We start from the raw sequence: 26,454 nt of genomic DNA on the forward strand, positions 1-26,454 counted from the left end.
ATAATGACACTTTCCCAACTGGAATACATTGTTGCCGTCGATACTCACCGCCATTTTGCGACGGCCGCCGAACATTGTCACGTAACGCAACCCACGCTCAGTATGCAAATTCAGAAGTTGGAAGACGAACTGGGCATGCTGCTGTTCGATCGGTCAAAACAGCCGGTGGTACCGACCGAAACCGGGCAGATTATTTTGAACCAGGCGCGGGATGTGCTGCGGGCGGCCCGGCGTATTCCGGAGATCGTGAAAGAGTCACTGGAAGATTTCAGCGGGGAACTCCGGCTGGGTATTATTCCAACGCTGGCACCCTACCTGCTTCCTTACTTCATTGGTCAGTTTATCGACCACTATCCGGGCGTGACGGTTCAAATTCAGGAAATGATGACCGAACAGATTCTGGAACGGCTCAAGAACGGACTGATCGATGTCGGCATCGTGGTGACGCCCCTCGACGAAAACGGTCTATCGGAAATTCCGCTCTTTTACGAACCGTTCGTCCTCTATGCTGCCGATTCTCACCCACTTTTCCAAAAAGAGTCCGTTGCCTCGACCGATCTGAAAACCGAAGGATTATGGCTACTGACCGAAGGCCATTGCTTTCGGAATCAGGTGGTTAGCTTATGCGGGACCGATAAACGCAAAAACGGTAGCCAGCCGCTTCGCTACGAAACCGGTTCGCTCGAAACCCTGATTAAACTGATTGACAAACAGGACGGTTTTACGCTGCTGCCCTGCCTGGCGACGCTGGATATGGACGAAACCCGAAAAGCCCGAATCCGGCCTTTTGAGAATCCTCAGCCGGTGCGGGAGGTCAGTCTGGTCATGCACCGCAGCTTCCTGAAGCGGAAACTCATCAATGCGCTGAAACAGGAAATCCTGACCCATTTACCACCCGAGTTGATGACCTCCAAAAAGAAAAATACCGTCGTGCACGTTTAACGATGGCCGAACCGACGCCGGTTGCCGTTGCGGAATCCGTTTCCTGGTTTTTCGCTCCGATTGCCAGTGGTGGCTGTCTCCAATTGAGGTGCCCCCGGTTTTTCCTGCTTTTCTGCCGCCGGTGCGGTTCCCATCGGATACGGATGATTATCGACGATGGGTATATTCTTGGCGATCAATTTGTTAATGTCCCGCAGGTATTCTTTTTCTTCAGCGTCGCAAAACGAAAAGGCCACCCCTTTGTTGCCAGCCCGGCCCGTTCGGCCAATCCGGTGGACATACGTTTCGGGAACATTGGGCAATTCGTAGTTGATGACGTGCGAGAGTTCCTCCACATCAATTCCCCGGGCGGCAATGTCAGTCGCCACCAAAACGCGGGTCTGCCGACTTTTGAAATTGGTCAGGGCGCGCTGCCGGGCATTTTGCGACTTGTTGCCGTGGATGGCTTCGGCCTGAATACCGGCTTTTGCGAGGTCTTTTGCGACCTTGTCGGCACCGTGCTTGGTCCGGGCAAACACCAGCGCCGAGCCAATCGTCGGGTCGTTCAGCAGGTGAATCAGCAGGCGTTTTTTATTGGCTTTATCGACAAAATAAACGGATTGCTTCACCGTCTCGGCCGTGGACGAAACCGGCGTTACTTCCACCTTGACCGGCCTTTTCAGAATCGTATCGGCCAGTTTAGCGACATCCGGTGGCATCGTGGCCGAGAAAAACAGCGACTGACGCTGACCGGGCAGTTTGGCAATGACTTTCTTAACGTCGTGAATAAAGCCCATATCGAGCATCCGGTCAGCTTCGTCCAGGACAAACAGTTCGATGGTCCGCAGATCGACAAAGCGCTGATTCATCAGGTCGAGCAGGCGGCCCGGCGTAGCAATCAGGATATCGACGCCGGTTTTCAGCGCCTGGGTCTGGGCGTGTTGCGACACCCCGCCGAAAATCACGGTATGGCGGAGGTTCAAAAACCGTCCGTAAGCCGAAAAACTTTCGCCAATCTGAATGGCCAGTTCGCGCGTGGGCGTCAGAATCAGGGCTTTGATGGGTCGGGGACCACGCTCCGGTCGTTGTTGTTCGTGCAGAATCTGGAGGATGGGAATGGCAAAAGCTGCAGTTTTTCCGGTACCCGTCTGGGCACACCCCAGCAAATCCTGGCGGTCCAATAAAACGGGAATAGCTTGTTCCTGAATGGGGGTGGGGGTCGTATAACCTTCGGCGCTCAGCGCCTTCTGAATCGGCTCGATGAGCGGTAATTTCGAAAATGACATGGGATAAAGTTAGGTACTTTATCTGGCTAACTGTTTTGGGACCAATAAAGTGCCATTTGTCTTCCCCTGTAAGGAAACTCGGTTTCTCTTGAGAAGCTATTGCTTTTTCAACTGGTCCAAATCCACGTTCTTCAACAAGCTTTTCATAGCCTCATGTTTGGCATCAAAAACCTCTTGAGCAGTTTTATAATGCTTTTCCTGAACTTTCAGCCTTGCTCTTTTTTCTACTGTTTTCATGCCGGTTGCTGATTTACACGTACAACAATCGTCATTATCGTCGCTAAACCGTCCGTGTTCATTTTTATCAATCAAAGCCAGATTGTATAGCTGACTTTTTTCATCAATTTGGCTGTATTCAATAAATTTACGAATCGTACGGGTTGCGCTGACGCTTTCGAATTGAAAGTTTAGTGAATCAGTTGATGCTTGAAAATCGTACTGGGGCAATTGCATTCAATCAATGTTTGATTAGTCACACCATCAACAGCCGCCAGACACCGGAAATCAGGAGGAGAATCAAACCGATGGGTGTCAGCACTTTCCAACAGAGAAACATCATCTGATCGACCCGCACGCGGGGAAACGTCCAGCGGACCCACATTTGCAACAGCACAGCCAGCATGGCTTTGGAAAACAGCCAGAAAAAACCGGTGATGTTACCCCAGGCCGTGCCCGGCAACCCGCTCGTCCAGTCGGCCAGCCGAACCGGACCTAGATTGGGCAAGGGCGTGTTCCAACTTCCGAGAAACAAAATAGCGCCCAGAAACGACACGAGCAGCATCATGGCATATTCTGACAGCATCAACAGCGCAAACCGCATTCCGCTGTATTCGGTGTTGTACCCGCCCACCAGTTCGGACTCGCCTTCGGGCAGATCGAAGGGAGCGCGGTTGCTTTCGGCCAGCGTCGTGATAAAAAAAACGATGTAGGCAATCAGCAGAAACGGGTTGCGGAGGATGTTCCAGCTAAAAATACCGCCCCAGTTCGTCACGTCGACCCCCAGCGCTTTCAGGCCAAAGAGGTAGTTGGGTTCTTCGGCGTAAATGCCCTGCTGAAAACTGAGGTCCTGCAAATTCAGCGTCTGCCCGATCATCACGGCACAGAGAATGGTTAGTCCAAGCGGAATTTCGTAGGAAATAATCTGCGCCACCGACCGCATCGCCCCCAGCAACGAATACTTGTTGTTGGAGCCCCAACCGGCCATCAGAATCCCGATCACATCGAGCGAAACAATCGCCATCAGGTAAAAAACGCCCACTTCCGTAGCGGCTCCCTGCAAATCGGGCGTCAGTGGCAGAACGGCGTATCCGGCAAAAACCGACGCAAAAATGACCATCGGTGCCAGCAGAAACAGCCGACGGTCGGCGGCTTTCGGCACAATGTCTTCCTTCTGGAGCAACTTCAGCAAATCGGCAATCAATTGCAGCAAGCCGTATTTCCCGACCTCCATCGGCCCCAGCCGGTCCTGAATAAACGCCGAAACCTTGCGTTCGAGATAAACCCCAACGACTACAAAACTCACCGCAATGACTAAAAAAATCGGAAGTGCCAGCATAATCGTACCCACGGGCCGGGCCGCGAAGGCTTTAGTCCGTGCTGAATTCTGTGCAACCAAAACCGCTACCATTGAGCCGTTTCGAAGCGTTTAACGGCCAAAGATAGGAACCTTGACTCGAAATCGCACAAATGGCTGCAAAACGAGCGCGGTTTAGTAGCGCGACGACCCCGGGTGAAACGTTTCCCAGGAATGCAGGTACTCCTGCGATGCCGGAATCCGGGTGAGTCGCTTGCCTTTGAGCGGGCCGTCCGTGCAAACGCCCTGCCGGTTCCAGACTGAGCCGGTCTGCCGGTCCCGGAACGAATTTTTTCTGCCGGTTGCAAATTGCAGCGCCTGACCGTCGACGGTGCGATTCCAGACGTGGAAGGAGGTGCTGTCCGAAGCGACCATCAACACCAGCGGGGTTCCGGCCAGGTGGTCGTTTGTAATTTTTTGCTTCACTAATCGGTTCCAGTCGTAAGCACGGGCCAGCCGGTTTTGTTCGACGCCTACCACCCACGATTTGGGCTTCCAGGAGAGGCTGTCGCGCCGGGTCAGATCGCTTTTGCTTTTGCCCCGCTCGTAGGGTTCCATACTGGTGTACTGTTTTTTAAAGGTCGAATCCGGTTGCAAAACCAGGGTGTGCGGATGCTGTTCGGCCCAGGCCCGCAACGTCATCTGTTCGGCGGGCAAATCGGGCAGCAGTTGCCCTTTCAACGGTCCGGCAATGGCTTCGCCGTTGACCTGCCGCCACCAGCTTCCGGTGGTTTTGTCTTCAAACATGGCATTGAAATGATCCATGCCCACCAGCCGAAATTCTTCGGGTCGGTTTGCAACCATCGGCCGAAACACCCGGCCCGTCCGGCAAACCGTGCAGTACGTTACCATGACGGGTTGTCCGGCCACCGTGTCCCGCACCTGGTGATGATAGCCGATCAACTGAACAGGATAGGCCCGCGCCTGGCCCTCGACAACCAGGCCCAGCACCACTTTATCAGCCGGAATTTTGTTGTCTTTCAGGTCGAGCATGACGGTTTGGGTTGGCTGGTAAAACATTTTTTCGGCCAGCAACCGGAAATTGAACAGGTAAAAAACCGCTCCATAGCCAATCAGCAACAACCCTACCGCCACCTTTCGGCCTCGGCGTTTAGGCTCCGCCAATAAACGGTATGCCGGATACACAACCAGCAGCCAGCCCACAATTCGCAATAGCCAGACATTCTGATGAATCCAGTACGCCAGATCAATCGTGTCGGCTTCCTGACTCCCCGGCATGGGCATGATGAAGTACACCTTCGCCACTTCGACCAGCGCCAGCAACAGGATACCCGGCACAAAAAAGAACATTTTGTTCATGGTTGGAATGGGCCTATAGCCGTCGAACAAGCGGCATCCGGACTATTGATGTAGACAGCATTCTTCCAAAACGGTCTGAATTTCCCCATCCACAGGGCGGATGGGGAAGATCGACTAACCTATTATGAATCTTGAACGAACTAAGCTTTTCGCGTTATTCGGCCAATCACAGCATGACCTCATCAGGTTGTATCGCAATAACGAAACTTCCTGATTTCCAAGGGTGGCCTTCTACAAGCCCGACCCGTCGGCTTTCGCCCGGGCAATGGCGTATTGGCCAACTTCTGTCCCGGCTTTCAAACCTACTTCGCAATCAAACCGGTAGTGAATCAGGCCATACATGCGGGATACCGATGCCTCCTGCGCTTTTTCGTTAAATACCTCCGCCTGATCCGGAAAAAGATGGGCCAACACCGTAGCCGCAGCCCCTGAGAACGTCGAGTGACCGGAGGTATACGAGGGGAAGTTGGGCAGGCCGACCGAGGTTTTCACGCCAAACTGCTGCGGACGCGGGTAATAATAGTAGAACTTCGTTTCCCAACAGCTAATGGCAGCATCTACGAGGGCCGTTCCAACCAGCGCCAGCGTCCGGGCCATGCGCACTTCACTGTGCCGGGCTTCGTGACTCACGTTTGCCGCCGTGCGGTGCCAGTGACCGGGCGGTGTATAACTGCCTGCGCCATCGGCCCAGTAGTTGGCAATTCGGGCCTGTTCACGGGTCTGGTTCTTCTGAATGTTCTGCAACTCGGCCAGGTCTTTCTTAAACTGCTCACTATCGAGCGCGGGTGGTGGCCCCGGACGAAGTTTGACCAAGGTTTCCCGGTCGAAATTCCAGGGCAGCACAGCGCCGAAATTCGGCAACATCGGCGGCCGGGCCGGGATTTCCTGACTCACCCAGACCTCCTTCAAACCGCGTTCTTTGGCTTTCTCGATCATGCCCGCGGTTAGGGCCTGGTTGTTGGAAGCACCCATGCCATCCGTGCGGGCACGGCCCAGCACTTTAGCGGCTACCGCATTTCCCAACTCAACACCGGCCGCCAGGTCGCTTTCGACATTCATTCCGGCCCACTGGCGGCTCTCCTGGTGTTCTTTTAATTTCGCTTCCAAAAACGGCACTTCGCCCGGAAACATGGCCTTCAAAATCGTGACCGACGCGGCTGCTACCACCGCATCTTCCGATGGATACGTTGGAATACCGGAAACCGGTAGGGCTACCCGAAGGGTCGCATCGGTTTTCGAGGGAGCCGCCCGTTTGTACTTGTATTTGTAGTGCCAGGCCGCCACCAGCGCATCATACTGAGCCACACTCAGGTAAGCCAATGCCCGCGACACATACGGAGGGGTGGCAAATGGAAACTTCGGATCGGCCAGCGGATTGGCCGGATCCGGCACCGGGTATTTGCCTTCGGCATTGTAGGCTGGTGGAATGTTATAGCGGGCCGATAACTCGCGCGCAATTTCGTTCCAGCGGTAGACAGCCCCGGCACCCCAATACACGACGCTTTCCTGCTGCTCGTTGGTTAGACTCGCCGATTTCTGTTTCAGGTTCGCCAATTCGGCAATGTATTCGGGGGAAGAGACCGCTTCCGGCTCAGGAACTGCAATTTCGCTGGGCGAAGTCAGCAAATACGTTTTCCAAGTTCCGGCTTTTTCATCGACCGCAACCGGGGTATACCCCACCCGTTGGGGTTCTTCGATGGTTTTATCGCAGGCAGTCAGTACAGCCACCAAAACCACCCCCAATACGGCGATTTTTAATTCATTTATATACTTTTTCATACTAAAAATCGGATGAAGACGACGACAGGATGCTTCATTTGTATCAAGCCCCGGCTGTCGATTGACTAGTTACAACTTGAACAAATACAGCACACCTACGGAGTAGCTCGTGCTCTGGCCCACATTCCGCCCATCGACCACGTACCCGACACGGGCATTCAGGCCGATGTTTTTCGGCTGAATTTTTCCGTACCAGCCCACCGTAGTCGCCTGCATGTTGTTCGTCGGGAAGGGCATGTCGTTCCGGCGGATGTAGTCGCCGTGCGTACAGGCACTCTGCTCGGCCCAGACCTCGGTTTGCCATTTTTTCCGCAGGATTCCGAGCCGCAGCCCGAAGTCGTAAGCATTCGGCACACTCACCTCATCGGTGTTGTACACCCGATCGTCGGCCTGATAGGCATCCCGATCGACCTTGATATTGCTCCGCCACAGGTAGGTTCCGTGTCCCGTGAGATACAGTCCTGTTTTCGGATGTTTGTAACTGGCAATCAGCCGACCCGAAACCGTCCGGCACTGCAAGCCAATCGACATGGGCAGAAAATCCGGCACATAGTTTCCTAGCGGCAGCGACGCCCCGGCGACCGCGTGCAGCGAAAAACCGTGTGTGTTCAGCACCCGGTATTTCAGCCAGCCTGAAAGATCCTGAATACCTTTCTGGCCCAGCAGGTTTCCGGCGCTGGTTTCGGTCCAGATATAGGGCAGGTTAAGAATCAGATTGAGCCGGTTGCTGATCCCGATGGCAGGCATCACCGAGATACTCTGGGTCGTATGCGTGCCAAGGTTGGAATTTGAACGTTTCAGGGAGTTTTCCCAATACTCGGTCCAGGTACTTCTGCCGTACATCCCGGCCACGCACACCGATCCTTTACTCATATAAATGGCGTCGTGCGGCATTTGAGCCATCGCGTTGCCCACTAACAGGCAAGCGATCAATATCATTAATTTGATCGAATTTTTCATCACAGCAAGAAAAGAGTACGATGTCCCCCCGGCCGGTTGTCAGCCGGGAGGTCGAACGGGTATGAGGTGGATAGCGTCGGAAAGCCTACGATCAGAACCAACGGCTCAACGAAACGCCAACCGAGTAGTCAGCAAAAGCCGCATCGCCGTGCCGAAGTCCCAGCGGGTCGAGCTTGTCAGAGTAGCTCTTGATCCGGTTGCGATACAGCGCAATGGGCACCGTGGCCGAAGCCGAGAACTTTCCTTTCATGTAAGCTAAACCCGGTTCGACTGATACGATGTAACCGGGCCGCCGGAATCCCTTGCTGCCGCCGAACACATCCGACGATGGCACGCCTTCCACCCGACCGCCGAGCATGACGGCCAGGCCCGGAATGGCCTTGATCGACTGGCTCAGTCCCAGCCGGGCCGCAAACTGATCCGCTACGGAGAAATAGCCCGTTACGAGGTCGATGGTGGTCGCTTCCGGATTGCGCAGCACGTTGTTGGTTTCGCGCGGATTGAAGAGGTAATAGCCGGTGAAGTAGGCCGTCAACCCTCCGGTAAGTTGAGCATAGCCCTGGCCTTCGAGGCTGAAACCAACCCCACCGTCGCCCAGTTGAATCGACTGATCGACCGGTTTGTTGATCACGTAATCCCTCTTTTCCTTGTCAAGCTTATGGAAATCGCCGGTCACGCCGGGGTTTCCGGTGGGTAGTTTGATTCCGGCTCCCAGGGCCAGGTTAACCCGCGACTGTTTCGCCGGATCGACCAGCCAGTAGCTTCCGGAAATCCGCACATCGCCGATGCCTTGCGAACCCGTCCGGAAGCGTTTCTGTTCGGGATTAGCCGTAATTGAGTTGCCGTAATGTTCGTACAAAGACGAGCGGTCGTTATACTGAATGGGTAAATTGACGGTAAACGACAGCCGGTGCGTCGCCAGGTAGGTGATGCCGAGATCGAGCGCATGGGAAATATTGATCACTTCCGTGTTATTTTCCAGCCGTTCTTTCTGCTCAACATCGCCTTTGAAATGGCGGAACGAGCGGAAATACCGGTAGCCCATATTAACCTGCCAATGACCGGTCCGCTGTTTGAAAAAATCGGCCGAAGAAGCCGAACCCGGCAGCGCACAGCTCATGTGCCGCACGGCCACACAGCCCTGCGCCGACGCCTGAATATGAAGGATGGTTAGGCAAATGATTGCCAGTGAAAATCGGTAAAACGTTTTCATGCTAAATGTCTTGAATAATTCCACAGAGGGCTGACCGACGCCGTTTTGCAACCATGCGTCCGTAACCCATTTGAATAAATTTTAGGAAATGGAAAACCGGATTGAGTCCCGAAGACACGAGAATCACAGCGGTTGCTCTGTACCGACGCGAAGTCAATTCAGCCTTTTTCAGCCTGTAAACGTGTACGGAAACAGACGTGATTACCCATGACTGGGACAGTCTGGGAAACCCTGAAAATCAATCCTGAATCAAGACAATTGCTCGGGAGGAGGAGAAAAAACCGGAAGGCTCCGGGTACTTATAGGGGCAAAAAAGGAAGGAATTCGCACGGTTTTCTCGTTCCAGTCGTACAAAAAGAACCAGGTCCGGGCGTGGGTAATGGGCGAATATTCTTTCAACAATAATTTCAGCAGGGAATTGGCTTTCTTGGCTGATTCCGACGTTCCGGTGGCGAATTGCTCTTTCACCAATGAGAGCAAATCCCGTTGAAAAAATGATTTGGCTTGATTGACGTATCCCGTGATGCGCAGCGTATCGCCGGAAACATCCAGATTGACAATTTCGTAGAAGCTGCCCCGATATTTGAACCCACCCTGCTTTTGCTGCGTCAGAATGGCTTCGTTGGGGTGATTTTGCAGCGGAATCTGAAACTCAACGAGGTGATCTACGGAGGAATAGACCGTCAATCGCTCCGACAGCTCGTGCTCTTCCTGCCACTGCACACTGAGCAGCAGCAGCAAATGCCCCATCATGTGATAGAGCAGCGCGATAACTAAACCGAAGGCGATAAACCGTTTCACAAACCTAACGTTCGGAAAAATTTATCCAAAGATACAGGTTCCTTAAAAATATTCTACTATTTATGGAAATTTTCAAGGCAGCATCTCTACTGCCCTGCCAGTTGCACCGTCAGGCCAAACCGGGTGGGTGCGATGGTGGGGCCGCTGAAACCTCCGCCCCCACCGTACATCCCGCGCCGGCCATACATGCCGCCCATTCCCCCCATGCCACTCATGCTTCCGGCATCCGAACTGGTTTGCTTGGGCCGCTCCGGGACACCACTTTCAAAACTGATGGACAACGGCGCTTCCGCACCCGGTTTTCCACCAATCAGCGCCAGCGGAACAACCAGTTGATACACCAGCCGACCGGCTTTTTCTTCCAGTCGGGCCGAAATACCCGACGGATCGCCGGTGGCCGATACCAGCATGTCATCCTCGGCGACGAGTCGAATCAATTTCATCTCAATTTTCCGGCTCAGCAGGTGTTTCATCATCATGCCCCGGTCGGTTGGGCCGGTTTTAGGCCCCATCGACAGTGGTCGACCGGTTGCCGGGTCCATCTCTTCCGGCAGCGGAAACTGAATACCTTTCCATGCTTTCCGCTTGCCTTTCTGATCGAGCCAGATGGTGCTCCCGAACAGCAACGCCTTAAACTGATCCTGATCGTCGTCGAGTTGCAGGGTCAAAAAGAGTTTTTCAGCGTTGTTGGTGGCCGTTGCGTGTACTTTGGCCCCCTCGAGGTAAACCTCTCCCGACGCATTGCGGGCGGCCGAATCGGCAAAAGAAGTTGCGGTTGTCCAGGCACTTTTGACCGGGGCGGTTTTCTGGGCGAAGGAAAGCGTCGTGGTCAGCGCCAAAGCGAATCCGAATAAGGGTATGTATTTCATGTTGGGTCGAAAAAACGTTAAAGAATCAGGCGGCTACCGGCTCGTTGACCGGTTTTTTCCGCGATATGGCCAATAATCCCAGGAAGGTGAATACCCCGTTGAGTACCAGCCGCTCGAAACCGAATTGATACCCGTTGAACCACTCGGCCGAGTGGTTGTTGACGTACAGGGTCAGAAACGGCGACGCAAGGCAGATCAGCGGCACCAGCCCGTCGCGCACCGGCCGGTTCGTAAACAATCCGAATGCGTACAAGCCCAGCAGCGGGCCGTAGGTATAACCCGCCAGATCGAAAACCGCCGTAACGACGTCCTGGCTGTTGAGCCGGTTGAAAATAATGATGACGACGTAAAACAGAACCGAAAAACCGATGTGAACCCAGTGTTTGATCCGGGCCCGCTCCGTCTCCGGGCGGCCTTCCACGTTCATGAAGTCGATGCAGAATGAGGTGGTCAGCGCTGTCAGGGCGGAGTCGGAACTGGCGTAGGTGGCCGCCGTAATACCGAGCAGGAACGTAATCCCGACCACCAGACCAAAATGGTTGAGCGCCAGCATCGGGTACAGGTCGTCGGTTTTGGCCGGAACCGCAATCCCCTTCGTATTGGCATAAATGTACAGTAATGCTCCCAGCGACAGAAACAGGAAAACGACAATAGAGAATGTAACCGTAAACCACAGCATGTTTTTCTGCGCTTCCCCGATGTTTTTGCAGGTCAGGTTTTTCTGCATCAAATCCTGATCCAGACCGGTCATGACGATGGCAATGAAAACGCCGGAAATAAATTGCTTGAAAAAGTTTTTGGGGTCATTGGCATCCCAGAAAAAGATTTTTGAATAATCGCTTTGGGAAACCGTCGACACCATTTCGCCAAACGAGAGGCCGAGTTCGCGGGAAATCAGGATGATCGTCAGGACAACCGCCGTGACCAGAAACGTCGTCTGGAGGGTGTCGGTAACGATGATCGTTTTCACCCCGCCTTTGAACGTATACAGCCAGATGAGGAGAATCGTGATCGCTACTGACACCTCAAATGGAATCCCAAAGCTGTTGAAAATGGCGATTTGCAACACTCCGGCTGCGATGTACAGCCGAATGGCCGAGCCCACCGTCCGGGCCAGCAGAAAGAAACCGGCCCCGGTTTTGTACGACCAGAAACCGAACCGCTTTTCGAGGTATCCATAAATCGAAATCAGGTTCATTCGGTAATAAAGCGGCATCAAAACCGTCCCGATGACGTAGTAGCCGACCACATTGCCCAGAATCACCTGGAAATACGAAAATGCTTTTGCGCCGACGGCCCCAGGAACCGAGATGAATGTTACGCCTGACAGGGAAGTGCCGATCATGGCAAATGCCACCAGATACCAGGGCGTCTGGCGGTTGGCCGTAAAAAAAGTATTTGTGTCGGCCCCCCTGGCAGTGTACCAGGATACCGCAATGAGCATGGCAAAGTAAGCAATCAGTATCGTTAACGCGATGTTGGAATTCATACTGTCGGGGGCAACTTTTTAAGGAAACGATGGGTTATCTTTCTGGAAGTTTTGTTCCTCCGCGCCCTGAAAAAACGTGGCATAACCGGGCAAAATTTCGTAAATTTGCTAAACAAACAATAAAATTCGTGTAATGCAACCGTTCGAAGAAAACGACGTCGAGGTATTGGAAGAAGTTGTTGATACCGACCTGTATAGCCTGGTGGTTTTCAACGATGATATAAACACCTTTGATTACGTCATCGAGACGCTGATCGATGTCTGTGAACACACCCCTGAGCAGGCCGAACAATGCACGATCATCATTCATTACAAAGGGAAATGCGGGGTCAAGAACGGTTCCTGGGAAGAACTTGTCCCGAAACGAAACGAAATCTGCCGCCGGGGCATTTCCGCAGAGGTACTAAAATAATATCGAATAATGAATAACGAATGTTGAATATTGAAGTTTTTACAGATCGTTATTCGCTATTCGGTGTTCGTTATTCATTATTTTAAAACTTACTCGCCTTGGAGTTTCCTTCCAAATTGATTGAAGACGCGGTCAATGAAGTGGCAAAGTTGCCAGGGATTGGTAAAAAAACCGCCCTCCGGCTCGTGCTACATTTGTTGAAACGGGATGAAGAACAAACCAAAAGTCTGGCCGATACGCTGGTAGCGATGCGTTCGCAGGTGAAACACTGCCGCAAGTGCCACAACCTGTCGGACCACGATCTGTGCAGCATCTGTGTCAGCCACAAACGCGACCGCTCGCTGATCTGCGTCGTGGAAGATACGCGCGATGTGCTGGCCATCGAAAACACCGCCCAATACAAGGGCATGTATCATGTACTGGGCGGCATCATCTCGCCCATCGAGGGCATTGGACCGAGCGATCTGAAAATCGATTCGCTGGTCGAACGGCTGCGGACGCAGGACGGTGATGCCATCAAGGAAATCATTCTGGCCCTCAGCCCGACGATGGAGGGCGACACGACGGCGTTTTACCTCCAGAAAAAACTCAAAGCGTTCCCGATTAAAATCTCGACCATTGCGCGGGGGGTCCCCATCGGCGGTGATCTCGAATACGCCGATGAGGTAACCCTCGGTCGGAGTATTCTGAGCCGGATTACGTACGAATAATATACGTCCACACTGTACGCACGGACGAAAGTCCGGGTAAATCAAACCGCACCGCAAGGCCGGATACACGGGCTAAAGCCCGTGGGTACGAAAAAACGCCACCTTGTTCCGGATGGGTTTCACGGTTTTCAGGTAGTCGTAGATGGCCCCCAGATCCTGCTCGGTCATTCCGGCGTACAGCGTCCAGGGCATCACCGTGTTAAAACCGCTTCCGGCTTCGGGAGCCGGGAATGTGGCCGGATCGTAGGTCTTGAACCGCCGGATGAAATCGGCTTTTGTCCAGGTGCCAATGCCGGTTTCGGGGTCGGGCGTGATGTTGGCCGTTCGGAGCATGCCGTTCGCCAGTCGGATTTCGGTTCCGCCGGCAAACGCAGCTTTTTTTGTCAAACCACCCATCCCCCGTTTCGTGTGGCAATCCTGACAGCCCGCCAACGTAACCAGATACCGCCCGTACTCGACGCTGTTTTTGCGGGTCGGCATGTCCTGAAACCGGGCTTTGTGCGGCATAAGCTTCATAGCCAGTTTCATCGGCGCAATGGGTCGGGACGGCGGCACCGGATTGGCAATCGGTTCGAGTGTGCGCAGATACGCCACAATCGCTACGGCATCCGTTTCATCCATTTGGCCGTAATTGGCGTAAGGCATCAGCGGAAACAGTGGTTTTCCGTCTTTCGATACACCCGCCGTCATCGCCAGCAACACCTCGGTATCACTCCAGCTTTTCAGGGCAAACGGGGTAATATTCTTGGCGTAATACGTGCCGGGCAGGCCGTAGTTTTTGCCAAACTCCTCGCCCCCACCACCAAGCGTTCCAGGCACCAGCGGCCCCGCCAGCCGGTTGTAATCCCGCTTCGAGTGGCAATCCATGCAAACCGCCACATGATTGGCTAAATACCGGCCCCGCTCGATCCGGGCGGTTTCGGTGGGAAGGGTAATGGTTTGGATTCGGCCGGTGGTGGGCGAATAGGCTTTTGGCCGGACGCAGCCACTCACGGCTACCCATCCGGCGAAGGCCAGCAAAGAAAGAAATCGGTTCATGCGGGTGTTGTTTACTGAACCGTAAAGCTACACAAGACCGTCCGTTCGACCACCATCAACCTTCGGCTCTTGAGCAAACGGAGCGCGGTTTTTGTATCGGATGTACCAAAAAAGTCGCTTTCTTTGCGGTGCCTGAAAACATTGCCATCCAGGGTGTGTTTTCAAGCAAACAAGTATCTCACCTCAAACCATTAGGATATGAATCGCAGTGAGTTCTTAAAACTGGCCTTTGGCAGTGCTCTCACCCTGAAAGCCTTGCAATCGTCGGCCTTTTCCGGCTTCAATCAGGCCGAAGGTCCGTTCAAACTAGCCCCGCTGCCGTTTGATTCGGGCGCGCTGGAGCCCCACATCGATAAACAGACGATGGAAATTCACCACGGCAAGCACCACAAAGCGTACGTCGACAACCTCAACAAAGCCGTAGCCGGTACAGCAATGGCGTCTTTGTCGATTGATGAACTGGTGAAGAAAATCGACAGCAGCAGCCCGGTAGCCGTACGCAACAACGGTGGAGGCCACTGGAACCATACCTTTTTCTGGAACATCCTGGGTGCCAGCGGGGGCAAACAACCGTCGGGCAATTTGTCGGACGCCATCACCAAGAAATTCGGTTCGTTCGATAAGTTCAAGGAAGAATTTGGCAAGGCCGCTACCACCCGCTTCGGTTCGGGCTGGGCGTGGCTGATCGTCAATGGCAAAGACCTCGAAGTAGTTTCGACGCCCAACCAGGACAATCCACTGATGGCGCTGGCCGAGAAAAAAGGGACGCCCATCCTGGGATTGGACGTCTGGGAACACGCTTATTACCTGAAATACCAAAACCGGCGGCCCGATTACGTGACGGCTTTCTGGAACGTGGTCAACTGGAACAAAGTGAACGAGTTGTATAATGCCGCCATGAAGGCATAATCTCCTCTCTATCAGGCTTTTAGGCTTATTGAATTTCCGTGCAACGGGAGAAACCGCCCGGCAACCTGCCCGAAAGTCTGTAAACCTGAAAGCCTTTTTTGTAAATTAGCCGCCCGATACACGAAGACCATCAACAACATGAGTGCTATTTTGTACGACGAAATCCCGTCGCTCGACCTGGCCGATTTTACGTCCGGCGACTCGGAACGGAAGGCAAAATTTGTCCGGGAATTGGGATCCGCTTTCAACAACATCGGTTTTGTGGCCATCAAAAACCACGGCCTAACCGACGACCTGACCACGAAGCTCTACGACTCCGTCAAAGGGTTCTTTTCGGCGGATGAATCCCTAAAAAAGAAGTACGAGTTTCCCGAACTGCACGGGCAGCGCGGCTACGTCGGCAAAAACAAGGAAACCGCCAAAGGTTTCAAGGTGGCCGACCTGAAAGAATTTTACCACGTTGGGCAACCCGAACCGATCAATGGCATGCCCGACAACGTTTTTCCCGACGAATTTCCGGGTTTTAAAGAGAATACACTGACGACGTACCGCACGTTGGAAAACGCGGGCCGGATGCTGTTGCGGGCCATCGCTCTCTATCTGGGGTTGCCGGAAGACTATTTTGAAGACAAAGTCGACCACGGCGACAGCATTCTACGCGCCATTCACTACTTCCCACTGAACCCGGACCTGGTACCGGAGGGAGCAGTTCGGGCGGCTGCGCACGGTGACATCAACCTGATTACCTTGCTGATGGGTGCCAGCGCCGAAGGGCTGGAAGTGCTGCGTCGGGATGGCAAATGGATTTCGATTACGGCCCTGCCTGATCAGGTCATCGTCAACGTCGGCGACATGCTCGACCGGTTGACCAATCACAAGCTCAAATCGACCATCCACCGCGTGGTGAACCCGCCCCGCGAAAAGATGAACAGCCCCCGGTATTCGATTCCGTTTTTCATGCATCCCCGGGCCGATATGGACCTGACCTGCCTCGAAAGTTGTATCTCGACTGAGCATCCGAAAATCTACGAAGACATGACCGCCGGAGCTTTTCTCGACGAACGTCTGCGCGAGCTGGGGCTGAAAAAAAGCTGATCGCCCGTCTGGTTCTGTTGCCTTACGATGCGGTTTTGGCGACCCCATGCTGGGCAACAGAACAAGTTAATTATCAGACGGTCAGACGTATAGTTTTTTTCATTATTTTGCCTTTCATCCACCCAACCCCAAAAACTTCCCGGTATACGCCTGGCTGACGGAACGGTTTCAGTCCGGATCAATACCCGATTGCGCAAACACCTTTCAGCGTATGGCTTCTTACCTTTCCACCCTCTCGCCTATTGCTCCGGTAAGACGCATTCGCTATTTCATTTTTCTGAAGGATGTTCTGATCCTGGCCTGCACCGCCTTCGGGGGGCCACAAGTCCATTTGTCGATGATGCTCGACCGGTTTGTCCGCAAGCGCCGGTATCTGACTGAAGCCGAATTGCTGGAACTGAATGCCTTATGCCAGGTATTGCCCGGCCCCACTTCCACCCAGACTATCACGGCCCTGGGTTTCAAAATCGGCGGACCCAACCTGGCTTATTTAACCCTGATTGTCTGGGCCTTACCTGGCACACTGATCATGATGCTGGCCGCTCTGGGCATTTATTACGTGCAGCAACGACCGATCTCGCTCAACTTCACCCGGTTCATTCAGCCGATGGCCGTTGGTTTTCTGATCGTCGCAGGTTATCGCATTGGTCGTAAGGTGATAGTCAATCAGCGCGGCCTGGTACTGGCGATTGTCTCGACCCTGACGGCTTACGCGTTTCCATCGCCGTATGTGACCCCCGTTGTGCTCGTTGCCGGTGGTTTTGCCACGGCCTTTTTTTATAAAGGGCAGGAGCAGATGGAAAAAAAGCCCATCCGGATTCAATGGGCCAACTTCTTCCTCTGGCTGGGCGTTCTGGTGGTAGCCGCCATGCTGGGTGCCATTACCAAATACCTGCCGCTCCGGTTGTTCGAAAACTTCTACCGCAACGGCAGTCTGGTCTTCGGTGGAGGGCAGGTGTTGACGCCGATGCTCTACAACGAGTTTGTCGAGTTCAAACACTACCTCAGTCGACAGGAGTTCCTGTCGGGTCTGGCCGTGGTACAGGGCACACCCGGTCCCAACTTTGCCTTTGCCTCCTACATCGGTGTGCTGTCCATGCGGCATGGCGGACTGAGCGGCCAGTTGCTGGGCGGACTGGCGGCAACGGCCGGTATTTTTCTACCCGGTACGTTTCTAATCTTCTTCGTCTACCGATTTTGGAACCAGCTCAAACGGTACCGGGCCGTGCGGGCGTCGCTAGAAGGCATCAATGCTGCCAGCACTGGTCTGACAGTTGCAGCAGCCATTTCCCTGTTCCAGCCGATGGCCGAAAGCGGCCTGGCCGTTGTCGTCGTGGTGGGAACCATCCTTGTCCTCGAGTACACCCGCATCCCGCCTTATCTCCTGATTCTGGCGGGGTTGTTCCTCGGTTTTCTGGTCTGATTCAAACAATCCCCCGAAACGGCCCGTTGCCAACCGTAGAGAAACAACTCAACGGTATGAAAAAAATGGATCATCTCCTGGCGGTGTTGCAGGACCGAGGACTGGGGCGTCAGGAGTTTTTACAATGGGCCGGACGCGGTATAGCCGCCGGTGTCGTTGGTAGTCTGGCGGCTTCCTGCCGATCGGGCCAATCATCAACACGTTCCCAATCAAGTATTTATACAACTTCCGATGGAACGAAGGTAGTTTCTTCACCCTGGGAGACGCCCCCGGCGAAAGTGCCTGAAAAACCGGGTGAACCGATCCAACTGGAAGAATGGAAAGCAAAAACCGAACGCGAAACCGAAACACCCGCTCCGCTGCCCGACGATCAGCGCGTGGGCTACGCCATCGTCGGACTGGGGCATTTGTCACTGGACGAGCTTTTACCGGCTTTTGGGCAATGCAAAAAATCGAAAGTGGTGGCGTTAGTGAGCGGAAGTCCGGAGAAAATGCAGAAAGTAGCGAAGCAATACGGCGTCAAAACCGAAAGTTGTTACAGTTACCAGAATTACGACCAGTTGAAGGAAAACAAGGAGGTTCAGGCGATTTACATCGTGCTGCCCAACTCCATGCATGCCGAATACACCATCCGGGGCGCACAGGCCGGCAAGCACATTCTCTGCGAAAAACCGATGGCCAACTCGGCCGCCGACTGCCAAGCCATGATCGATGCCTGTAAAAAAGCCGACCGCAAGCTGATGATCGCGTACCGGATTCAGTACGAGCCGAATAACCGCATGATCCGGGAAATGGTGCAAAGCAAAAAATACGGCGCGGTGAAGTTCATTGAAGCCGTCAACGCCCAAAACTCGGCCAATCCGCAACACTGGCGGCACGTCAAGGCGCTAGCCGGTGGGGGTGCCTTGCCCGACATTGGGTTATACTGCCTGAATACGGTTCGCTACCTGCTGGCGGAAGAACCGACCGAAGTTTTTGCCTATCAATACAGCACACCTGGCGACGCCCGGTTTCGGGATGTGGAAGAAATGGTGTCGTGGCAGATGAAGTTTCCAAGTGGAGTTTATGCCAGTTGTTCGACCCATTATGGAGTTCACGAATCCCGGCGGTATCGCGTTCACGCCGAGCGCGGCTGGATGGAACTGGCCCCGGCTTTTCCGTACAAAGGCATCCAGATGCAAACGTCCTACGCCGAGGGTGAAATTGAGCGAACCGAGCAGCCGAAGCTACCGGAAACCAACCAGTTTGCAACCGAAATGGACCATTTTTCAGAGTGTATCATGCAGAATAAGCAGCCGTTCACGCCCGGTGAAGAGGGTTTGCAAGACCAGCACATTATGGAAGCCATTTACCAGTCGGCGCGGGAAGGCAAACCGGTTAAACTGCCCGAAATTAAAAAGAAAGATGCCTTCCGGGGGCCGCTGCCGAAGGAAGCCTGAGCCTGTTCTGCTTTGTAATCCACCGTAATTTTTGTATACTTGTCTGCAACGTGATCCATCCCTGCGCTATGGCTGAAACTGCATTGACTACACCGACCGAAACGGCGATCCGTAGCATTCCCGAATCCCTGATTTACGAAACACTCAACGGACGGCCTTTATATCGTAAAGGCTACAAGGAGGTACTTGCCAATCTGAAAACGCCCGAAGAGATTCTGGGAAGCAGTGACTTACAAGCAATTTTGGTATCTGTTATCCACGGTTATTTATTTAATCAGATCAATCGCAAAAGGTATCTGCTCGCCACCAACGAGGCCGGTCTTCATATCGCAACAGGAAATAACCTGTCAAATGACATTGACATCTTTGACAAAGAAAAAATAGCGATCAAAGGCCGGTATTTCGATATTCCGCCCAAGGTGGTGATTGAGGTGGATGTGAAAGTCGATCTGGCTGAGTTTCCGGCGCGGGAGTTGGATTACTTTTACGAAAAAACCGACCGAATGCTGGATTTCGGTATTGGAAAAGTTATCTGGATTACGACCCGATCCCGCAAAATCTTTACGGCCAGCCGTTCGACGCCCTGGCTAACCCAAAACTGGGATACCGACGTACCGGTTCTGGACGACTGCGTACTGAACCTGGCGCGGTTGCTAGCGGAGGAGGATGTAACATTCTGAAAAGATGGAATCCACCAGCCGTTTAGCGGTTTCAAGAAAAACTTACCTTCGTAAAAGACCGTCAACGAGACCAGCCCGATAATTTTCGCCAATAGGCACCTTTTTCACTCGCTCAATCTCCACTTCCTGTTTTCCCAGGGCCGTAATATGAGCCAGATTGACGATGAACGAGCGATGCACCCGTCGGAAATCACGGGTTGGTAACTGTTCTGTCAGTGACTTCATCGTCAGGTGGGTAATGTACTGGCGTTGGGCGGTTTTGATGAGGATATAATCTTTTATCGACTGCGCATACAGAATCTCATTGTGTGCGATTTTAACCAACTGGCCATTGACCTTAAAATAGGTATGGGCCTTTGGCGAAGAATAAACCGGCTTTGTTTTTAGAAATTTTGACACACTTTGCCGGAACCGATCGTAGGTGATTGGTTTCAGCAGGTAGTCGATGGCATTCAACTCATAACTCTCAACGGCATAGTCGGTATAAGCCGTTGTAAAGATGACAGCCGGGGGTTCTTTCAGCCTTCGAATCAGGTCGACACCGGTCAGTGAAGGCAACTGAATATCCAAAAATAACAGGTCAATCGGGATCCGGTTGAGGACCTCAAAAGCCTCCAGTGCCGTGTAGCAGACTTCCACCAGATTTAACCCGGCTGTCTGGCGGATGTATGTTTCGATGACTTGTTGAGCCAGCGGCTCGTCTTCGACAAGAAGGCAATTACTCATTGAATCGCAGCGTTAATCGTAACTGAAGTTTATAGGACATCTCGTCTTCCTGAACCCTGAGGTCGTGCTGCTCAGGATAAAGGAGTGATAACCGCTTTAACGCGTTTTTCAGTCCAATCCCCCGGTTTTCCTCCAAATTGCCGACGGGCGAAACCTTGCTGTTGCTGGTTTCAAGAAACAATTCCCGTTCGATCAGCACTAACAGAATATGAACATGCCCCGTGCTGGTTTCCTCCCGAATTCCATGTTTAAACGTATTTTCCACAAAAGGTAACAACAACAACGGTTCGATGAAAGCCGAAGCCTGAATGCCTTGTGTTTCAAACTGAATGTTCAGTTTTTCGGAAAACCGTACCGACTCAACGGCTACGTAATTCGCCAGAAAAGTAGCTTCCTGCTCCAAACGCACGGTCTGTTGGCGGGCTTGGTATAACATATAACGCATGATGTCGGCATGCCGGGCGACCAGCGGGGCGGTTTTGGGCGACTGTTGTAACGCTAGTGAATAGATGTTGTTGAGTGTATTAAAGAAAAAATGGGGGCGCAACTGCTCTTTCAGTCCGTCCAGTTCAGATTGTAACTGTTGCTGGCGCAGTTCGTACAATTGTTTTTCTTGTTGGCCCGACTGCCGGTAATACCCCAGGGCCGTCACCATCAGGAGTTCGCGCAGCACATATACAATGCTGAAATGAACGGCTGTCCGGGCCTCAAACCAGGTCCGGGCATGAGCCGCGATGGAGGTCGGCAAGAAAGTCAGGTGCATCAATCCTCCGTAAACAACATACTGGATATAGCCATTTAACCCGATAAAATACAGCACCAACCGACCGAGAAACGTCCCGTAACGTTTGCCGATCAGGCAGGGGAGAATAAACCGGTAATAAACCAGATAAGGAATAAAATGGCGCAGGACACCATAGATTACCCTTTCCAGTATGTCCACCCTGGAAGGCAGCGTACCGGTTCGCTCGTACAGATTGTACTCAACGTCGACCAGTATCGGAAAAAGAAGAAAAACCGCCCCGAAAAAATAAAGCTCGCTCCTGCTCAGTGAAATCGTGTGTAAACGCTGCATGAAACGGAAGATACACCGTATTCCTGAATCCCTGCGAAAGGATCCGTTTTTATGAACCGACTTTTCGACAAAACCAGTGGATTTTTCGACAAAACCGGTTTGATCGAATTCTCAGCCTGCTGGTCGAAATTCCCGGCTAAGGTCCTAAATACCGGCTAAGTTCGCGGGGTAATCAAGCATCACAATGAACCGGTTTTTCCTCCTTCTGGCTCTTTTCTTCAGTACCCCTTGTTTCGTTATCGCCCAACGTGCGGATGAACTGGTTGCGGCTATCCGGCAAAAGCAGGCTTTGTTGCAAACCGTCTCGTACACCCTGACCCGCACCGACACACTGGTTACCGGCACAACACGCCGGATGAGCGGAAGCGCTCAGATTCAACGCAATCCTCGGGATACGGTCTTTGGCTTCTCGTTTCGGTCCCGACGCGATGGTATTCCAAGCGAAGTGGTTTACGACGGCCAGGTAGCTTATGAAACCGATGACAGTACCAAGATTTACAAGCGGATATCCGATGTCAGACAAATTAAAGATCTGCTCTATCATCCCGGCGGACAAGTTATTGTCCCTGACCTGATTCGTCTGGACACCACAAAGGCGGTTCGGTTTTCCGTGTCGCAGGACAGTCGCTATTACTATCTGACCCTGCACTACCCGGATCTTCCGGCGTACGATGTTACCAATCGTTACAAAACCCTTTCCGTCGATCGCACCAGCTTTTTGCCCATGGCCGTCCGGCACCATCAGGAAACGCTGGGAAAGGTGCAGGACTTATTTTACCAGATCAAGAACCTTCAGGTAAATGCTCCTTCCTTTACTGACCAGTTTTCGGAACCCGATTTTTTGAAAACCTATCGTTTACAACTTGCTCCGCTTGCTGATCATAAGCCCGAGAATCGTTTACCGGATCAGCCGATTCAGCCCTTTGCGCTAGCTAATTTTGATGGTAAAACCGTCTCCTCCTCAACGTTTACGGGCAAGGTAACGCTCCTTGACTTCTGGGAAGTCTGGTGTGGCCCCTGTCTGGAATCGATGCCGCACATCCAGCAGTTTTCGGACAAATACAAACAGGCGGGTTTGTTGGTTTACGGCATTATTCACGAGGAAAAAAGTCGGGAAGCTGCCCAGCGGTGGGTGCAAAAAAAAGGCATTACCTTTCCGATGCTACTGGGTAACGCCCAATCCCGGCAAACCTTTGCGCTTCATGCCATTCCCCGTTATGTTTTGCTGGATCGGCAAGGTAAAATAAGCTTCCAGAGCGAAGGATTCACCCCTGAACTCGAAACAGCTATTCAACAGGCCCTCCGGCCGTAACCGTTATGCTTTGTCCTGTTGTTCCCTCACTGATACCCCCGCGCCTGCAGTTGAAACAGTTCAGCATAGCGTCCGCCTTTTTCAAGCAACTCGGTATGGCTGCCGATTTCGAGCAGTTGACCGCTTTCCAGCACCAGAATCCGGTCGGCCATGCGGACGGTCGAAAACCGGTGGGAAATAATCACGGCGGCCTTGCCTTCCGTCAGCCGGGCAAACCGCTGGAAGACTTCGTACTCGGCGCGGGCATCCAGGGCCGCCGTGGGCTCGTCGAGAATCAGCACCTGGGAGTCGCGCATATAGGCCCGGCCCAGCGCCACTTTCTGCCACTCTCCACCCGACAGTTCAACGCCTTTCCCGAAACTACGACCGAGTTGCTGCTCATACCCACCCGGTAATTTGGCAATGACGGTATCGGCCAGACTGCGTTGCGCCGAGTTTTCGATGCGTGGCTGGTTCGTGCGTTCACCGATGTCGCCCACGGCAATGTTGACACCCGCCGACATCTTAAACCGTACGTAGTCCTGAAAAATCACGCTAATGTTCCGGCGCAGATCGATCAGGTCATAGTCGCGCAAATCCCGGCCGTCGAGCAAAATCCGGCCTTCGGCGGGGTCATACAACCGGGCCAGCAGCTTGACGAGCGTGGTTTTTCCGGCCCCGTTTTCGCCCACCAGCGCCAGTTTTTCACCTGGTTTGAGCGTAAAACTCAGGTTTCGCAGCGCCCAGCGGTCCGAATTGGTATACTTAAAACCGACATTTTCAAAGACAAAGCCCTGTTGAATTTTTTCCGGAAACAACAGCGGTTTTTCCGTCGAATGGATGAGCGGTTTGATTTCGAAAAAGTCGAACAAATCCTGGAGGTAAACCGCTTCCTGCGTCAGACTGCTGAATTGCAACAGAATACCTTCCATCGACCCGCGCAGTTGCCGGAACGAACCCGCCAGAAACGTCAGGTCGCCAATGGAAATCGTCCCGCTGACGGCCCGGGCCACAATCCAGATGTAAGCGCCATAGTAGCCCATCGTGCCCACCACGGTCAGCGCAGTTCCCCAGCCCGCCCGCCGAATCGCCAGATCCCGGTTTTTGGCGTAATACTGGCCCGACAAGGTCCGAAACCGGTCGATCAGGAAGTTCGACAAGCCGAAGATTTTGACTTCTTTTGCGGTTTCGTCGCTCGCGCCCACAAACCGCAGGTAATCGAGTTCGCGCCGTTCGGGCGTCCAGCTTCGGGACACCGAATAGCTTTTCTGGTTGAAATAATTGTCGCCGATAAACGCCGGAATCACGGCCAGCAGCAGCAGAATCAGCAGCCAGGGGTTGTAAACGGCCAGACCAGCTGCCAGAAAACCGACCGAGATCAATTCCTGCGCCTGTCCGAAAATCCCCGACAGCAAAAATGACCGGCCCGTGGTTTGTCGGCGGGCGCGTTCGAGTTTGTCGTAGAACGTCGCGTCTTCGAATTGCTCCAGATCGAGCGTGGCCGCATGCTCCATCAGTCTGACAGAGGTCTGGTTGGTGACCAGGTCACCCAGTAGGCTGTCGAGCAGACTGGTGAGCCGCCCCAATGCCGTAGACAACACGGCCAAGCCAAACTCCGCTCCTACCAGCGTCCAGAGCCCGTCGGTATCGATAGTTGGCTGGTTTGACAGCCGAATTACCTCGTCAATAATCAGTTTGCCAATGTATAATGCCAGCGCAGGCATGGCGGCCCGAATCAGCCGGACAAGCGCGTTGCTCAGAAAAAGGCCGGGGGAAGCCTGCCAAACCATTCGGAAAAAAGCGGGCAGGTTGCGTAAAGCCGCAAACCGGTCTTTCCAGGAAAGCTCCGTTTTTTCGGACGAACCGGGCAGGCGTCCGGGGAGATCGGGAACGGGTGTTTTTGCCATAGTAAACATACACGCCCCAAACGAAATTGGTTCTCAAGGTTTTTGCGGGAACGGTTTGGCTTACTGATTGGCCGGTTTTAATGCAATCTTAACCGATCGAATCGTTTATATTCGTTCTATTTCGTGTTCTTTTACGGAATCAGATCGGTCATCCTGACCACAATCCTTCGTTAATCATGAAACAAAAAGGCTTCACTGCCCTGTTCGAACGGTTTTCAACCGACGTTACCAAAGCCACCGGCAGTTCAACGGCTTTCCTGCTGGCCCTGATCACAATTCTGGTCTGGGTTATAACCGGGCCGATTTTTCATTATTCCGATACCTGGCAACTGGTGATCAACACCGGTACGACGATCATAACCTTTCTTATGGTCTTTCTGATTCAGAAATCGCAAAACAAAGATTCGATGGCAATCCAGCTAAAACTGAACGAGTTGATTGCCGCGCAGGACGGTGCCAGCAACCGGCTCCTGAACGTCGAAGACTTGTCGGAAGCCGAGCTACTGACGCTGCACCGTTATTACACAGTGCTGGTTGAGAAAGCGAAAAAGGATGCTAAAATTACCGCATCCCATTCAGTGGAAGAAGCAGAAGAACGACACGTCGAAAAGCTCAAAGATCAGCGCCAGCGGAAAGCCCGGAAGAAATCGGCCTAACCTCTCTTACAACAACTTATAATTGCGGTACTCGCCGACCCGCCAGCCGGTCAGGTCTTCAATGACTTTCAACACCCGGTTTTTCAGCGACAGCTTTTTTTGCCGGATGTCGAAATTGAATTGCCAGTTCATCCGGTCGATGCGGGCCTGCATGACAGCGGGGTGGGTTCCTTCAAAGAGGGCCAGCGAGTCGATGCCGCTATAATCGAAGGTTTTCAGTTCAGCACGCGTTTGGGCCAGGTAAGAATCATCATGCCAGTACCGACCAAAGGTGCCTAGCTTATCCACTTGTTTTTCAGGTGGTTTCACCCAGCCGTAGTGATACATTGTCGCGTCAATCAATTTGACGCGTAGTTTACGGTTGCCGATCGTCCGAAAACCCTGGGCGTCGCGATAGGCTTTGACTTTCCCGGTATTTCGGATAATCCGGATTTCCCGGCGGTACCACCGGCGCGAATCACCGATGTAGTGGTATGAACCGTAAAAATGCAGGTAATTCAGTAAAATCCCTTCCACCTCCGCATCTTCCTTGTATTTCTGCATGGCATCCTGCACCACCGGTAGGTACTTCTCGTGCAAGACCTCATCGCCCTGGATGTAAAATGCCCAGTCGGAGTCCGGCGCAATGGCGGCCAGGGCCTTATCGGTTTCCACGGCCAGCACCCGCCCCCCTTCCCGCAGCGAATCATCCCAGACGGTTTCAATAATCCGGATTTTCTCGGAAGGAATTGAACGAATCAGGTTCAGCGTTTCATCCTCAGACTTTCCAACCGCTACGACAAATTCATCGCAAAGCGGCAGAATCGACTGGATGGCTTCGACAATGGGATAATCAAACCGAACAGCATTGCGAATAAAACTAAACCCGGAGACTTTCATAGG

Annotated in this window: 25 protein-coding genes; 10 read left to right on the plus strand and 15 right to left on the minus strand. The window is 53.1% G+C overall.

Annotated features, from left to right (window positions below):
• Positions 1-3: 3 nt before the first annotated feature.
• Complete coding sequence (locus tag ACO2Q8_RS02540; protein ID WP_423343199.1) at positions 4-942, plus strand: LysR substrate-binding domain-containing protein; 939 nt, start codon at positions 4-6, stop codon at positions 940-942.
• On the opposite strand, the gene ACO2Q8_RS02545 is transcribed toward ACO2Q8_RS02540, so the two are convergent.
• The 10 genes from ACO2Q8_RS02545 to ACO2Q8_RS02590 form a co-directional block, all read right to left on the minus strand.
• Positions 939-2,207 (minus strand): DEAD/DEAH box helicase, encoded by a 1,269-nt coding sequence (locus ACO2Q8_RS02545; protein ID WP_423343200.1) that lies wholly within the window; start codon positions 2,205-2,207, stop codon positions 939-941. The genes ACO2Q8_RS02540 and ACO2Q8_RS02545 overlap by 4 nt on opposite strands.
• Before the next feature lie 96 nt (positions 2,208-2,303).
• Positions 2,304-2,660 (minus strand): DUF6934 family protein, encoded by a 357-nt coding sequence (locus tag ACO2Q8_RS02550; RefSeq protein WP_423343201.1) that lies wholly within the window; start codon positions 2,658-2,660, stop codon positions 2,304-2,306.
• Positions 2,661-2,679: 19 nt separating this feature from the next.
• Complete coding sequence (locus tag ACO2Q8_RS02555; RefSeq protein WP_423343202.1) at positions 2,680-3,762, minus strand: complex I subunit 1/NuoH family protein; 1,083 nt, start codon at positions 3,760-3,762, stop codon at positions 2,680-2,682.
• A 153-nt stretch (positions 3,763-3,915) separates the two neighbouring features.
• Positions 3,916-5,100 (minus strand): DUF3179 domain-containing (seleno)protein, encoded by a 1,185-nt coding sequence (locus tag ACO2Q8_RS02560; RefSeq protein WP_423343203.1) that lies wholly within the window; start codon positions 5,098-5,100, stop codon positions 3,916-3,918.
• Between the two features lie 231 nt (positions 5,101-5,331).
• On the minus strand, positions 5,332-6,879 hold the full coding sequence (locus tag ACO2Q8_RS02565) for a vanadium-dependent haloperoxidase (protein ID WP_423343204.1): 1,548 nt from the start codon (positions 6,877-6,879) through the stop codon (positions 5,332-5,334).
• 69 nt (positions 6,880-6,948) lie between these two features.
• Positions 6,949-7,839: a hypothetical protein gene (locus ACO2Q8_RS02570; protein WP_423343205.1), complete on the minus strand. Its 891-nt coding sequence runs from the start codon at positions 7,837-7,839 to the stop codon at positions 6,949-6,951.
• 91 nt (positions 7,840-7,930) lie between these two features.
• Positions 7,931-9,052 carry a hypothetical protein gene (locus ACO2Q8_RS02575; protein WP_423343206.1) on the minus strand — a complete coding sequence of 374 codons (1,122 nt, stop codon included), beginning with the start codon at positions 9,050-9,052 and terminating at the stop codon, positions 7,931-7,933.
• A 249-nt stretch (positions 9,053-9,301) separates the two neighbouring features.
• Positions 9,302-9,853, minus strand: a complete 552-nt coding sequence (locus ACO2Q8_RS02580) for a hypothetical protein (protein WP_423343207.1) — start codon at positions 9,851-9,853, stop codon at positions 9,302-9,304.
• Between the two features lie 86 nt (positions 9,854-9,939).
• On the minus strand, positions 9,940-10,722 hold the full coding sequence (locus ACO2Q8_RS02585) for a hypothetical protein (protein ID WP_423343208.1): 783 nt from the start codon (positions 10,720-10,722) through the stop codon (positions 9,940-9,942).
• A gap of 25 nt (positions 10,723-10,747) precedes the next feature.
• Positions 10,748-12,211, minus strand: coding sequence for a sodium:solute symporter (locus ACO2Q8_RS02590; RefSeq protein ID WP_423343209.1), 1,464 nt, complete (start codon positions 12,209-12,211; stop codon positions 10,748-10,750).
• A gap of 133 nt (positions 12,212-12,344) precedes the next feature.
• Here ACO2Q8_RS02590 and ACO2Q8_RS02595 point away from each other — a divergent pair, with 133 nt between their 5' ends.
• Positions 12,345-12,623, plus strand: a complete 279-nt coding sequence (locus tag ACO2Q8_RS02595; RefSeq protein ID WP_423343210.1) for an ATP-dependent Clp protease adaptor ClpS — start codon at positions 12,345-12,347, stop codon at positions 12,621-12,623.
• Positions 12,624-12,721: 98 nt separating this feature from the next.
• Positions 12,722-13,333, plus strand: a complete 612-nt coding sequence (recR, locus tag ACO2Q8_RS02600) for a recombination mediator RecR (RefSeq protein WP_423343211.1) — start codon at positions 12,722-12,724, stop codon at positions 13,331-13,333.
• 72 nt (positions 13,334-13,405) lie between these two features.
• Here recR and ACO2Q8_RS02605 read toward each other — a convergent pair whose 3' ends face one another.
• The gene (locus tag ACO2Q8_RS02605; RefSeq protein WP_423343212.1) at positions 13,406-14,371 is read right to left on the minus strand and encodes a cytochrome C; all 966 of its coding nucleotides are present in this window, start codon (positions 14,369-14,371) and stop codon (positions 13,406-13,408) included.
• A 198-nt stretch (positions 14,372-14,569) separates the two neighbouring features.
• Between ACO2Q8_RS02605 and ACO2Q8_RS02610 the strand changes: the two genes are divergently transcribed.
• From ACO2Q8_RS02610 to ACO2Q8_RS02630, 5 genes are all read left to right on the plus strand, one after another.
• Positions 14,570-15,280 (plus strand): superoxide dismutase, encoded by a 711-nt coding sequence (locus ACO2Q8_RS02610; RefSeq protein WP_423343213.1) that lies wholly within the window; start codon positions 14,570-14,572, stop codon positions 15,278-15,280.
• 138 nt (positions 15,281-15,418) lie between these two features.
• Positions 15,419-16,375, plus strand: coding sequence for an isopenicillin N synthase family dioxygenase (locus ACO2Q8_RS02615; protein WP_423343214.1), 957 nt, complete (start codon positions 15,419-15,421; stop codon positions 16,373-16,375).
• Between the two features lie 211 nt (positions 16,376-16,586).
• Positions 16,587-17,798: a chromate efflux transporter gene (gene chrA, locus ACO2Q8_RS02620; RefSeq protein ID WP_423343215.1), complete on the plus strand. Its 1,212-nt coding sequence runs from the start codon at positions 16,587-16,589 to the stop codon at positions 17,796-17,798.
• Positions 17,799-17,854: 56 nt separating this feature from the next.
• Entirely contained in the window at positions 17,855-19,237 is a 1,383-nt protein-coding gene (locus ACO2Q8_RS02625) for a Gfo/Idh/MocA family protein (RefSeq protein WP_423343216.1), read from the plus strand.
• 68 nt (positions 19,238-19,305) lie between these two features.
• Positions 19,306-19,917, plus strand: a complete 612-nt coding sequence (locus ACO2Q8_RS02630; protein ID WP_423343217.1) for a Uma2 family endonuclease — start codon at positions 19,306-19,308, stop codon at positions 19,915-19,917.
• A 42-nt stretch (positions 19,918-19,959) separates the two neighbouring features.
• On the opposite strand, the gene ACO2Q8_RS02635 is transcribed toward ACO2Q8_RS02630, so the two are convergent.
• Together ACO2Q8_RS02635 and ACO2Q8_RS02640 are read right to left on the minus strand one after the other, a co-directional pair.
• A complete protein-coding gene (locus ACO2Q8_RS02635) occupies positions 19,960-20,643 on the minus strand; it encodes a LytR/AlgR family response regulator transcription factor (protein ID WP_423343218.1) in 684 nt (227 codons plus the stop codon).
• On the minus strand, positions 20,636-21,718 hold the full coding sequence (locus tag ACO2Q8_RS02640; protein ID WP_423343219.1) for a sensor histidine kinase: 1,083 nt from the start codon (positions 21,716-21,718) through the stop codon (positions 20,636-20,638). Before ACO2Q8_RS02640 ends, ACO2Q8_RS02635 begins: the two co-directional genes overlap by 8 nt.
• Before the next feature lie 184 nt (positions 21,719-21,902).
• On the opposite strand from ACO2Q8_RS02640, the gene ACO2Q8_RS02645 reads away from it, so the two are divergent.
• Complete coding sequence (locus ACO2Q8_RS02645) at positions 21,903-23,030, plus strand: TlpA family protein disulfide reductase (RefSeq protein ID WP_423343220.1); 1,128 nt, start codon at positions 21,903-21,905, stop codon at positions 23,028-23,030.
• Between the two features lie 26 nt (positions 23,031-23,056).
• On the opposite strand, the gene ACO2Q8_RS02650 is transcribed toward ACO2Q8_RS02645, so the two are convergent.
• A complete protein-coding gene (locus tag ACO2Q8_RS02650) occupies positions 23,057-24,916 on the minus strand; it encodes an ABC transporter ATP-binding protein (RefSeq protein WP_423343221.1) in 1,860 nt (619 codons plus the stop codon).
• Between the two features lie 176 nt (positions 24,917-25,092).
• On the opposite strand from ACO2Q8_RS02650, the gene ACO2Q8_RS02655 reads away from it, so the two are divergent.
• The gene (locus tag ACO2Q8_RS02655; protein WP_423343222.1) at positions 25,093-25,572 is read left to right on the plus strand and encodes a low affinity iron permease family protein; all 480 of its coding nucleotides are present in this window, start codon (positions 25,093-25,095) and stop codon (positions 25,570-25,572) included.
• 6 nt (positions 25,573-25,578) lie between these two features.
• Here ACO2Q8_RS02655 and ACO2Q8_RS02660 read toward each other — a convergent pair whose 3' ends face one another.
• The gene (locus ACO2Q8_RS02660; protein ID WP_423343223.1) at positions 25,579-26,451 is read right to left on the minus strand and encodes a glycosyltransferase family 2 protein; all 873 of its coding nucleotides are present in this window, start codon (positions 26,449-26,451) and stop codon (positions 25,579-25,581) included.
• Between the last annotated feature and the right edge of the window lie 3 nt (positions 26,452-26,454).

The sequence above is a fragment of the Larkinella sp. VNQ87 genome (genome assembly GCF_049445795.1).
In the GTDB taxonomy this organism is placed as follows: Bacteria; Bacteroidota; Bacteroidia; order Cytophagales; family Spirosomataceae; genus Larkinella.